This is a genomic window from Oligella sp. HMSC05A10, assembly GCF_001808335.1.
GTDB lineage: Bacteria > Pseudomonadota > Gammaproteobacteria > Burkholderiales > Burkholderiaceae_B > Oligella > Oligella urethralis.
This window is the reverse complement of the sequence record NZ_KV792858.1, coordinates 1-11,834: the sequence shown is the minus strand read 5'-3', so window position 1 is coordinate 11,834 and position 11,834 is coordinate 1. Positions and strand designations below refer to the sequence as shown.

9 protein-coding genes are annotated in these 11,834 nt (G+C 36.3%); 2 read left to right on the top strand and 7 right to left on the bottom strand.

Annotation, left to right across the window (positions count from 1 at the left end; translation table 11 throughout):
* The first annotated feature begins 276 nt into the window (after positions 1-276).
* Positions 277-1,260, top strand: coding sequence for a siderophore-interacting protein (locus HMPREF3144_RS02435; protein ID WP_070476217.1), 984 nt, complete (start codon positions 277-279; stop codon positions 1,258-1,260).
* Here the strand turns inward: HMPREF3144_RS02435 and HMPREF3144_RS02430 are convergent.
* Genes HMPREF3144_RS02430 through HMPREF3144_RS02400 form a run of 7 tightly spaced genes read right to left on the bottom strand, consistent with a single transcriptional unit; the run spans position 1,257 to position 10,508 of the window.
* Positions 1,257-2,156 (bottom strand): ABC transporter substrate-binding protein, encoded by a 900-nt coding sequence (locus tag HMPREF3144_RS02430; protein ID WP_070476213.1) that lies wholly within the window; start codon positions 2,154-2,156, stop codon positions 1,257-1,259. The two genes, HMPREF3144_RS02435 and HMPREF3144_RS02430, sit on opposite strands and share 4 nt — an antisense overlap.
* Before the next feature lie 42 nt (positions 2,157-2,198).
* Entirely contained in the window at positions 2,199-4,082 is a 1,884-nt protein-coding gene (locus HMPREF3144_RS02425; RefSeq protein WP_083290362.1) for an iron ABC transporter permease, read from the bottom strand.
* 5 nt (positions 4,083-4,087) lie between these two features.
* Positions 4,088-4,861 carry an ABC transporter ATP-binding protein gene (locus HMPREF3144_RS02420; RefSeq protein ID WP_070476207.1) on the bottom strand — a complete coding sequence of 258 codons (774 nt, stop codon included), beginning with the start codon at positions 4,859-4,861 and terminating at the stop codon, positions 4,088-4,090.
* Positions 4,862-6,124, bottom strand: a complete 1,263-nt coding sequence (locus HMPREF3144_RS02415; RefSeq protein ID WP_070476204.1) for a lysine N(6)-hydroxylase/L-ornithine N(5)-oxygenase family protein — start codon at positions 6,122-6,124, stop codon at positions 4,862-4,864.
* Positions 6,114-7,871 (bottom strand): IucA/IucC family protein, encoded by a 1,758-nt coding sequence (locus HMPREF3144_RS02410; protein WP_070476200.1) that lies wholly within the window; start codon positions 7,869-7,871, stop codon positions 6,114-6,116. The genes HMPREF3144_RS02415 and HMPREF3144_RS02410 overlap by 11 nt, the downstream gene beginning before the upstream one ends.
* A gap of 2 nt (positions 7,872-7,873) precedes the next feature.
* Positions 7,874-8,767: a GNAT family N-acetyltransferase gene (locus tag HMPREF3144_RS02405; protein WP_070476197.1), complete on the bottom strand. Its 894-nt coding sequence runs from the start codon at positions 8,765-8,767 to the stop codon at positions 7,874-7,876.
* Positions 8,754-10,508, bottom strand: a complete 1,755-nt coding sequence (locus tag HMPREF3144_RS02400; RefSeq protein WP_168163048.1) for an IucA/IucC family protein — start codon at positions 10,506-10,508, stop codon at positions 8,754-8,756. The genes HMPREF3144_RS02405 and HMPREF3144_RS02400 overlap by 14 nt, the downstream gene beginning before the upstream one ends.
* A 118-nt stretch (positions 10,509-10,626) precedes the next feature.
* Between HMPREF3144_RS02400 and HMPREF3144_RS02395 the strand changes: the two genes are divergently transcribed.
* The gene (locus HMPREF3144_RS02395; protein WP_070476193.1) at positions 10,627-11,805 is read left to right on the top strand and encodes an MFS transporter; all 1,179 of its coding nucleotides are present in this window, start codon (positions 10,627-10,629) and stop codon (positions 11,803-11,805) included.
* Positions 11,806-11,834: the final 29 nt, after the last annotated feature.

Genomic DNA, 11,834 nt, shown 5'->3' with positions numbered 1-11,834 from the left:
GAGGGATGAGGTGCAAACCTCACCCTACTCGATGGGTACTTAGGAAAAGGGCTAGGCGCTTTGTGGTAGCTTAAGCGCTAGGTGGCTTTCTATGCTTAAATTCTCTATTTTGACATCATTGAGAACCAAAAAATGAGTCCATCGTATAAGGATTTCTGTTCTGTATTAAATGATTTTTAGTATCATTGTTAAACAACCGAATGTATGTAATGAAAATCATTTACATAAGAATCTACACAGGCTAAATTATAACAACCGCAGTTCTAGGATAGTTTTATGCAAAAAAACCATGGCTATACTGCCTTCCAATCTGAGCAAAAAGATCACTGGATTGAAAGCCTTAATGGTGGAGGTAATCACGAGTTTCTTTCTTTTGTAAAAGTTAACACTCCTTTCAGGCATGCTCAAATTGCATTTATAGAAGACATTTTTTACGAGGGCTTTTTAATTAACGTTGCGAATAATTTAGAAGATACACCTCATCTTTTTTTCTATGCTTTCCCTGACAAAAATAAACATCCTATGGATAGCTTTAGTGAGTTATATATACGTTTCTTGGCTGAAAGTGAGAATGTTGTCAATATCAATCAACATCGTTTATTTATTGTCTTAAAAAAAAGCTTCATTTCTCCTTCATTTGTTAGATTACAACTCCAATACGACACTTTAGCGACAAACATTAAACCTGCATTTATCACAACCTTAGCTATAGGAGAAACCTTGCTTCGTGCATATACATATAGAAGAATAAACAAAGAAGTTAAATATATTGAGATAGACTTTTTTATTCACGGTAACACACCCACTTTCCAGTGGCTTACTCAATTAAAACCTGGGCAGCATGTAATTACTCAACGGGAGCGGAATGAGTCAATTAATCATTTAATGACGGGTAAAGCAGTGTTGTGTGGAGATGAGACAGCATTTCCCGCCATTGCAGCTATACTGGAGAACTGGAGGAATCCAGAGCCTCCTATAGTATTATTAGAGATGCTTAATATAGCCGATAGTTGCTATTTTGATGACTGTCTAATACCAGAAGGTACAAAAATGCATTTCTTTTCTGTCATGACATTGCATCATTATGGGCAAGAAGTCAAAAAGTTCATAGAAAAAGAGCAATTGATGATTGATAAAGTTTGGGGGGCTTTCAACACATTTGGAATGAAATTGCTAAGGCAATTTTTTGAAAAAAATTACCAGCTAACAGTGGATGATATGGTTCTAAGAGTATATTGGAATCCTAATAAAAAAACTTAGCGAGTTAACTCCCATTGCAAGGTTAATGCATCTGCCATCTCTAATGTCTTAATAAGTCCACCAAAGGGCCATATGCTCAAAGGAAGCTCTCTATAATTACCCTTCTGAATGGCAGGGATATTGCGCCAAACAGGCAAATTCTTTAGTTTAGAAACACCATTTGTCTTAGTGTCTGTAATAGCTGTTAAGCTACCCTGTTGAGATAATAATTGCTCTACAGAGATATAAGAAATCCCTTGGGGACTACTTTGATTAAGAAATATAGGCAATTTCCATCCCATATATTCAACTAAGGCGCCAGGAATGCTATTCATGTGAAATGCCCAAAAAAGAGGCGAGCCAGCAAGTCCTTGTAAAATGCTCATTTCATCCTCTGGACTATCTAGGCGCTGTTTGAATGATTTTAAAATTTCTTCAAAATCTTCCCACAACTGATGTGCCATCTTTTCTAAATCAACATGTCGCGCAACAGCTAGCCAATTCTGCTGTAACTCAATCATCCCATTAACCGTATTGTTATCAGGCAATAGAAGGGTTGGTGCAATTTTTTCTAATATGCTCAAAATAGAGAGATGCCGAAATTGAACTCCGATGATTAGATCAGGCTTTAATGCAGCAATATATTCCAATACAGGCTGCTGACGAGTTCCTACCGACACACTTTGTGCTAATAGTTCATTCTGATAACCAACCCAACGCTTATATCCACGAATATCGGCTACACCTACAGGTATGATACCCAGTTGTAACAACATTTCTGTTGGTAGATACTCTAGTGTCACGACACGTGGTTTTTGTTGTGTAGGTGTGGAAAATCCTACGGGTTTGGAGTAGATATAATAGGAAATAAAACTCGCTAAACTTAAGCCTAACAGTTGTCGACGTTTAATATTCATACATCTCTCTTTAGTGAAGATAACTTTTCATAATCTGCTTAATCATCGTGGCGTTAAACTAGCTTTTCTGCTTAATGTGTATAACAAATAAGGAGCTCCTAGTAGTGTCGTCATTAAACCTAAAGGAATATCAATAGGTGAAAAAAGATAGCGACCCACTACATCAGATAATAGACATAAAGTTGCTCCCACAAAAAGAGATAATATAAATTCTTGACTCGTTTTATTAGTAAAATGTCTTGCTATATGAGTAGCTATCAATCCGACAAAAGCAATTGGGCCAACCATAGCAACACTTACGGCAGTCATCACAGCGACTAAGAGTAAGATAGTATTTCTTAATCGGAAAATTGAAACTCCCAATGCAAAGGCAACGCTATCACCCAAATTTAGCAAATGAATAGATGGTAATAATTTGAAGACTGGAATTAATAACAATAATGAAAAAATCAAAACATTTGAATTCGTCATTGTTTGACCGTATAAGCTACCATTTAACCATATGACGGCTTGGGTAGCTTGAACCTTAAAAGCGATAATAATGAGTGTAGTTAATGCTACTAAAGTGCCAGAAATGGCTAGTCCACAAATAATTAATCGAAATGATTGACGAGCTTGTCGATTCAAATATATTAGAAGACCAATAACCGTTAGAGAACCAATTAAACTCGCTAAAAGTTGATCTGTTAAAGAGATAGAGAAAAACAATAGTAAGAGTAAATTACCTAATGCCGCACCTTGAGTGATACCTAGCATTTCGGGTACGGCAAGCGCATTGCGAAACAACCGTTGCATCAACCATCCGCTCGCAGCTAACAATGAACCTACGCATAAAGAGGAGAGCACCCGAGGCATACGCACATCCATTAATAGACGATTTTCGATATCGACACTTAATTCTTTATATAGGCCAATATACATAAAGAGAGGAATAAGTAACCCTATGGATAACCAAATTAGAATTGAGTTTTGTCCTCGGTGAGCAAATTGTTTCTGAGGTTTATCATGCTCTTTACTCTTTAAGACTAAAGCAATAAGAAAGGGAGCACCTACCAGCGCCGTTACAAGTCCTAAAGGCAAATAAGTTGCAGTGACAGCTTGGATGATAGCATCAGCAATGAACATAATTAGAATGCCTGCCCAAATACTACCTCGCATTTTTTTAATTGGATGCTTATAACCTAAGTATTTAGCAATATGCGGTGAGAGTAAACCCACAAAAGCGATTGGTCCTGCAAGGACTACAGCACAAGATGTTAAACATATAGCAATAAAAAAGCTAATTCGATGGGTTTTTTGTGTATTGCATCCTAATATATAAGCAACACTATCTCCTAGTGTGAGTAATGCAATACTCTGGCGAAAGTAATAAGCCAAGCCAAGACATATCAAAAAAGGCAAAAATGAATAGAGTACGGGTTGTAGATTAGCTTGGTATAGCGAGCCTGCTTGCCAGATAGCCAGACCTGCAATGTGCGTTTCATTGAGAATAAGCAATAAACTACAAATCGCAGCAAGGAAAATATTAGTTCCAGTGCCAGCCAGTATCAGTCGTAGAGAGGATTTACCTCTTTTGCCAGCCAATAAAAAAGTAATCACCGCCCCTAATAAACAGCCCAAAAATACCGCAATGAGATTAAGGGGTCTCAATGCAGCTGGCAATAAAAGACTGAGCAATAATCCAAGTTGTCCACCACTGGTAATTCCCAATACAGAGGGGGAGGATAGCGGGTTATGGGTTATCGTTTGCAGTAAATAACCTGCAAGACCTAATGAGGCTCCTGTAATGATGGCTGCAAAAAAGCGGGGAAACTTTAAATGCACCCAAACCTCGCCTAAATGATCAGAAGGGATATTAAGCAAGTTAATTACACACCATAATCCCATACAGAGAAAGCAGAGTAGAATAAGCCCATATTTCTTCATGCTATTTATCCATATTGAGGTAGGCAGATAGGGGGGTTATTATTAGTCAAACGAGGCATTGCAACACCAAAAATATCCAATAAAATTTCTTCCTGCATAACTTCTTCTGGCGTGCCTGAATAAGTAATTTTTCCTTCCTTTAAGAAAAGAATTTCATCACTAAATGCAGATGCTTGGTTGATATCATGTAATACCCAAATGATGGTGATGCCAGTTTGATGACTCAGTTCGCGAACTTGTTTTAAAACCTCTATCTGGTGACGAATATCAAGATAGGTTGTAGGTTCATCTAGTAAAAGAACTTTTGCTTCTTGAGCAATTGCCATAGCAATCCATGCTCTTTGTTGCTGGCCTCCTGATAGCTCACCGACAGTGGAATTATCTAAGCCATCTAAGTGTAGTCGTTTGATTGCATAATCAATCATTGCTTGGCGATGGGGGTTATCTTCTTGCTCATCATGGCAATATCGTCCACAAGCCACTAACTCTCTTACTGTTAAATCCAATTCACTTTGATGACTTTGACTTAAAAGACTAATATGTTGTGCCCGTTGTTTATCGCTATATGAGGATAAGGCCTTTCCTGACAGTGTAATGCTACCATTCACAGGCTTTATGACCCCAATAAATGCAGACAGTAAGGTGCTCTTACCGCAACCATTTGCACCACATAAAGCATAGACTCTTCCTTGTTGAAAGGAATAACTTATATTTTGAATAATGGGTTTATGCTGATAAGACAAAGAAAGATTTTGAATGCTAAGGAGAGAAGTACGCATCTATCTCATCTCCCAGTTTAAGGCAGCATGAATATCGTTTTCATAATACACATTTCTACCTAATAAACTATTAATGATTTTTGCGCTCCTCCATGCAGTCATAGACATTTGAGAGTCAAAGATACCATAAGTATTTCTCGACTGGTTTTGTATAAATAGTCTTCCTCCGTGTTTCCATGTGTAATTAACTGAAAAGTCATCACGAATTTCTATGTTACCTAAAGAGTCTTTAGGTAAATTGTCAAAAAATGGAGAGAAAACTTCAGGAATGTATGTCTTGTATCCCGTTGCACAAACCACAATGTCAGCATTAAATAATGTGTTTTTCCGACTGTTATTATCCCTGACTTGAAGTGCTAATGCCGAATTATCTTTTGCAACAAGGGTTACCTCGTGATTCGGATATACTTTAACTTTTCTGTGAGAGGATGGGTTCAGAAAATCGTGAGAATAAAGCAATTGCACAAGCTCAATTAGCGAGTTTCTAGATACCCCGTCCGAGGCAAATTTTTGCTGATCAACAATTTTCTTTTTTTGTAATGAATCTAATTTATAAAAGTAGTGAGCATAATCAGGAGAAAAGAATTCATTAATAAAAGGAGAGTCATCTAATACTTCGAGGGAGTTTCTTCTCGTAAATAAAACCACAGATTCTACGGATGGACAACTTTTTACTATGTCAAGTAATATCTCAATACCACTTTGACCGCCACCTATAACTACAATACGTTTACCTGAAAAATCTTGTCTGCGCATCATATACTCATTGCTATGGAAGCATTTTTCTGTTGGTAGATGCTTTAAAAAATCTGGAGTGTTTGGAGTTATTCCTGTTCCAATGACAAGGTTTTTGGCAAGATATGTTTGGTTTTGACTATGAACAGTAAAAGCTCTATCTGTTAATTCTATTTTTTCGATATTCTGATTAAATTTTAAATTACTTAAGTTTGTTGCTACCCATGATAGATAATCAGCAAATTCTTTACGTTCAATGAATGAGTATTCTGCATTGATAAATCGATAAAATCTCCCTTTTTGAATAATATAGGACAGAAATGAGTATGGGCTGGTAGGGTCAGCAGCAGTTACTAAATCTTTAAGAAAAGAAATTTGCAAATATGTATTCGGTAAAAGCATCCCAGGATACCAACCGAATTCGCTCTTACGCTCTAGAAAAAGACTAGATTTATCCACTTTACTCATTAGCGCTGCGACACTAAGATTGAAAGGACCAATACCAATTCCTAATAAGTCATATATCATAAGATTCCTTTACTATGTATAGTGGATTTAAAATATCTTGCCCTCTGCTATGAACTGGACGACTTGCAGTATCATTGTATCCAGCAACTAGCCTTGCTTTATTAATACACAATCTAGGCATAGACTTGCAAAACAAATCATATGCAGAAAAAGCTTGCTTTAAGTCTGGATTTTGCTCCATATATATCTGTAGTCTCTTACTAAGCAATTGCCAAAACTGCTTTTCATCTAATATTTTTTTCTCTGATAGCAAAAAAGATGTAAACCTCAACACGCTTGCAAAAAAACCAGTCCATAAATTATGCACTAGATAGTGGGGAGGCATTTTAGGCAGAATTTGGATGATATCCGTTGGTATTGTTTTCAATGGTGGGCAGGGAAAATCTTCAGTGACAAATAAATCACCCTGTATATCTTTTATCAGAATTCCTTTTGGAATAAAGTTTTCAAAAATAATTTGTAAATTTTGACCATGGCTAATGAAACCTAGTCCATATGCGCATTGCCAATGCCATAATGGGATTGCAGTGCAATCAAACAATTTAATTAACCACTCTTCAGCAGATAATTGACTGTTGGTAATCAAAGTCTCAACTAAACTTACTCCTGACGGGTGTAATTGATGTAAAATTGCCGCCATATATGCAGTCTCGTTTTCGATACACTTACTATGTGCTGACTCTCTCCAAACAACACCTAATAACTCCTTCCATTGATAAGCACATTCTTCTTGCTGTTCATAAAAAGGATGGGGTACAAATAATCCTGCAGGCTCTGCTTGAACTCGAACATATTTGTTTAATACATCGTCATCATTAACTACTTTTTTTAAAAAGGCAGATAATTTTGGAGCTATTTTTAAGTACTTTCCGGGCATACCTCTGTAACTTGATGTATTAAGAATTGTTAGTGCTAACTTAATATCCTTTTTTTTAGGATATGTAGTATTACTTAAAGTCCTCAACGAAGGTTGTGCTTGATAAAAGTCACCAAGTTCACCTAAATAAACAATACTTTTATTTGCGACATAATGTACGAATTGCAAAGCAATCATATGGTCCCATTGCCAAGGGTGAACTGGCATTAACAAATAGTCTTCATAATTATTAAGTTTTATCTTAATATCATGTAACTCTCTGATACTTAAGCTTTCTTGGTAGAGAGAGTCCCAAGAAAGATCTTCTGATATGCTGCTTTCAACAAGGTGCTTGCGAATAGCTATCCAAACTAAACGAAAGGAGCTTTGTGCTTCTGGAGCATAATGCTTTAAATTGAAAGCTCCCCAGCCAACCCTACCCTTATTAGTAAGAGCCTTTGGGTGCCCATCCAATAAACTATGCAATATATTGGTTGGTAAATTAGACCAATCCTCGTCAGCAAATAGTAAGTGCTTTATCGATAGTTGATAGTCGGAATATAATGTATTGATACACTCGTTTACAAACTGACTCCATGTTAAGCTCGAGCAAGGCATTAGCGGTTGTATATCATTTAATAAGACGAGTATATCCCCTAATAAACTTGCCTCAGTAGACTTAGTTTGTTTTCTCCTAATGCTGCCAGCATTAACGATAACCTGTTTCCATAAGCTTTCCCTCGCTTCGAATAAATAATCAGCGTTACTTAAGCCTATTTTGAAGTGACCTTCATTTTCTTTTTCTGGGGATAGTAGCCCTTCAAAGCTAAACTCGGAAAGTAGTTTTGCTGCAAACTTCTGAACACAGCGTTCCCATATTAATATATCCATGCTTACAGCTTTTCCTCTAAAAATCGGAAAAAATAACTTCTTTCGCTTAGTAGAAAAACTGCGCGTTTGTGAGGGAAGTCAAACTCTTTTAGATGACTCCATCCATAATTCGATAATTGTTTGATAAAAGTAGAATTATCAACTCTCGGTTCTCCAACTAACTTTTCGCATCTTGTTTCACTAATGTAGGTGTAATGCATAAGAGAGATAATCCAGTGCTCAAAAAACTTCTTGCCTAGGAAATTAATATTACCAACCAGAACATGAAGACCGCGGTCATAATCATGAGACGAGTAGTATGCTGAAATTCTGTCCTCTTTCGCCCAATATATCTCAAAATATGCAAATGGCTCATCATCGAAATAGGCAATAATTGCGTGAGTATGAGTATCATTATCTATCTTTTGTATATATTGTCTGTGCTGGTTTTCATCGCCAGCCAACTCCCAAAATTTATTTATACGAGGTTGATTCATCCAGTCATGGAATATTTGGAAATGTTTATTTATATCTAATGTTTCAAATTTAATTGTCTTTGAGATTTTAGGGATATATCTAGAGTAAACAAATCCTTTAGGAGTCGGAGGACGCATCGGATGGCCTATACCCTTATCAACCACGTGGACATAAGGATAATGTGTGATTTTGTTATTACACATACCACTAAAAGGGTGTTGCCAAACCATGGAGAGACGTGCGAAATGGTCTCCATCAACCTTTTGAATTAATCCATGCATGAGAGCGTCTGCTAGCAAGTCTTCTTTTCCGCTAGGGAACATTACTTGGAGTTTTTTTTCTTTTTTTTCTTCAAAACATCTCATTAAATATTTACACAGTAACTCTATGCTATTAATTTCTGTGGAAATTGAAATTAGTGGATATTTATGTAAAGTCACTCGCAAACTCCTCATCGCACAATGGGTTCGTAATCTTCGTATAGGAAGAAAATGATGCTTCAGGGAACTGAGTTTCATTAATATCTAGCAAACCCAATACCAAATTTCCTTTGGAATACAAGAAAGTAGACTTAAGAAGAAAAGAAATAAACTCAGAATTTTTAGTGTCCAGATTTTGTAAAAATCGTCGCAATATGAGTAATGTGTGTTCCCTATCTAGCAAAGACTCTCTAACTAGCGCATTAGCCAAAGCAAATACATTATTGACAAATAAGTAATAAGCTGCTAATACATTCACATCCTCTGTGGATAGCCCTAGGTCAGATTTTTGAGGAAAGCCAGGGATTTCTTTTGACAGATTTTGTATGGTTTTTTTAGAAAATGCTGTTCCTTGGCAATCACGAAAGTAAACTGTAGTCGGCAGACCATGCTCAGTCTCTACCAACATATTTTGCTGATGTGCACTAAATACGAATCCATATTTTGTTAAGGCTATCAAAAACGGTTTTATAGCGCGGCACAAAAAAGTTTTCCACCAATTTTCAGCACTTTCCTGCAAAGAAAAATTTTTAGCATTAGCTAATTGATGCACTAAATTAACTAAAAGGGATGGATTACTCTTTATTCCTTCTTGAGCGATACTGGCAATAGAAAATACTTTACTATTAGAATTAAATGGGTTGTCTCTGAGAAGAGCAAAAGTTTCTGGTATGGGTAGATCATTATTATCTTTAATAGCGAAGCCGACAGGCTCATAAAGAATTCTTAATGTTTTGGCCTCTCTTAGAAGCTTTTGTCCCAACTGACTTTGGAAGGCTTTATGTAACCAATAACCTCGAGATACTTCAGATGATTTTAAGACTCTTATGGAATTTGTGAGTTTGGTAGATAAAGAAAATTTTAGCATATAGGGAGTATCTGGATTATATATTGCCCTGACAGATGTTGTAGGAAACCATTCTTTTTCTCCCATTCCTAACCATTTAATTTTGTTGTTGAATATATGTTGCTGAATAATTGGAAGCTGAATTAATTTTCCCCATTGCCAAGGATGCATGGGGAAAGCATGAAACCCTCTAGGACATAAGGCTAAAATATTCGACTCTAAAAATATTACGCTATTGCGGAGTTCATCCATTTTTGAATCATTATTGCTCCACAGTAGCTCTGCACTAACCGCTATATAGCACAAAGAGAATTTTGCTTGAAACTCTGGTAGATACGCATAAGACTCAACTAGCGAAAAGCCCTCCCTGAACTTAGGATATGGGTGAGCGCTATGACCAAAAATCAAACTTTGTTCGCTACTTAAAAAGGTATGCTCAATTGGTGGCTTATAGTGTTCAATACTTTCTGTGATGCACGCTAAACTATTAGCTACTCTTTCCTGAAATTTTGCATGATATGAGTATGGTTGCTGAGTTGACCATTTGCTTAGAAAAGAACCCAATAAAGGTTCTTGAGAAATCCAATTGCAGATCATTAGGTAGTTTGCATGGAACCAATTATTTTGCTCAAACCTGGCAAATAAAGGTTCTTGAAAATTATGCAAATGAAAGTCCGATTTGTATGAAAGAGGTAATAATAGCTCTAAATTAAGTGTTGGTAGTTTTAACAAAATACATTCTTTGTTTTCTTCTGGCTCAATAACAAAACTCCACTCTTTCCATTCTCTTATTAAGGCATTTAAGAGGCTGTTTTGTGCTACCACTATTGCATCATTAGTTGTTTTCTTTTTCATGGCCATGAGCTGAAACGCTATGAGAATAAATGTCAAACTAATTATGAGAATGATAATTGTTTGTGTTATATTTAACATAAGTTTACAAACAATGTCAATCTAAGATAACTCTTGTCATATGTATTCCCGTATTAAAACGTTATCTGTTCAAGGTTCTTTACTCTGCATCTGCGCTACTTTTGGGTTCAGTCAAGGGGTTTTATGGGTAATACAACCAATTCTTTTAGAAAATACTATCTTAAATATCACTGACTTTAACAAGATAATGGGGCTAGGGAGTGCTCTGTTTCTACTAGGAATTCCGTTTTGGTGGTTAATTCAAAGAGAGATTGGGTATCAGAAGGTTTTATTGTGTGCTCTGTTAATGGTGGGGGTTAGTCAAGGTATTTTGTTTATTATTTGTGCTAATTTACTGTCATCTAATGTTAATGCTGATTTGTTTCTTCTTAGCCGTATAATTTATGGGATGAGTGCCAGTACTCTAGTGCCAACATCCCAAGCTATGATAGGGGCAGTAGCTATTGATAAAGTTGCAGGATATAGCAGATTATCAGTGGCTTTGTCAGTAGGCAGACTAAGTGCCCCTTTGGTTTCACTTTTGTTGCTATTTATATCAAACTCAGCTCCCGCTTTTTTTTCTGCATTCAGCTTTTTTTTAATATATGCCGTTCTACATTTAAAAGAGTTAAATAATACATGTGGTAGGCATAAAGTCTCTACGGGAGAGGGATTCAATCGTATCTACATAAATAATGAATTAGCACTAATATTATCCATAGCGTTATTAGCACAAATATGTTTTGGGATGTTCCAATTCATTCTTGCCATCTGGCTTATAGAGACATTACATTGGCGAACAGAGCAAGTCACGCAGTACATAACCTATTTACTGATAATTTGCTCTTTTACAATCATACTAGCGCAACTTTATTTATTGCCGAAATGCCGCGAAAACCCCTTTTTGTTGCTTCCAATAGTGGTGATTTTTGTTAGCGCAATCTACCTCCTCACAATTTATCCTTCCTCAATGCTTATCGGCTTTTCCTTTTTACTAATTGTTTTATGGGTAACACTTTTATATCCACTTTACCTGCATATTGCTATAGAGGCGGGGAAGAATGTAGATAAAGGCTTCACAACCAGTTTAATTGCAGTTGTTCATATCATTGGATATTCCATAGGGGGAGGGGTAAGCGGCTATTTTTTCGAAATATTTGAAGAAAAAATATTCACTATTGTGTTAGCGATCTTTGTGGTTACTTCCTGTTTATTTTATTTCGTTAGTAATAAACATTGAGACCTTTGCAATAACCCCTCAAACTTCCT

Bases quoted from the DNA above. Each gene is read 5' to 3' on its own strand.
- HMPREF3144_RS02435 (WP_070476217.1), top strand. From the start codon at position 277: ATGCAAAAAAACCATGGCTATACTGCCTTCCAATCTGAGCAAAAAGAT.
- HMPREF3144_RS02430 (WP_070476213.1), bottom strand. From the start codon at position 2,156: ATGAATATTAAACGTCGACAACTGTTAGGCTTAAGTTTAGCGAGTTTT.
- HMPREF3144_RS02425 (WP_083290362.1), bottom strand. From the start codon at position 4,082: ATGAAGAAATATGGGCTTATTCTACTCTGCTTTCTCTGTATGGGATTA.
- HMPREF3144_RS02420 (WP_070476207.1), bottom strand. From the start codon at position 4,861: ATGCGTACTTCTCTCCTTAGCATTCAAAATCTTTCTTTGTCTTATCAG.
- HMPREF3144_RS02415 (WP_070476204.1), bottom strand. From the start codon at position 6,124: ATGATATATGACTTATTAGGAATTGGTATTGGTCCTTTCAATCTTAGT.
- HMPREF3144_RS02410 (WP_070476200.1), bottom strand. From the start codon at position 7,871: ATGGATATATTAATATGGGAACGCTGTGTTCAGAAGTTTGCAGCAAAA.
- HMPREF3144_RS02400 (WP_168163048.1), bottom strand. From the start codon at position 10,508: ATGAAAAAGAAAACAACTAATGATGCAATAGTGGTAGCACAAAACAGC.
- HMPREF3144_RS02395 (WP_070476193.1), top strand. From the start codon at position 10,627: ATGTATTCCCGTATTAAAACGTTATCTGTTCAAGGTTCTTTACTCTGC.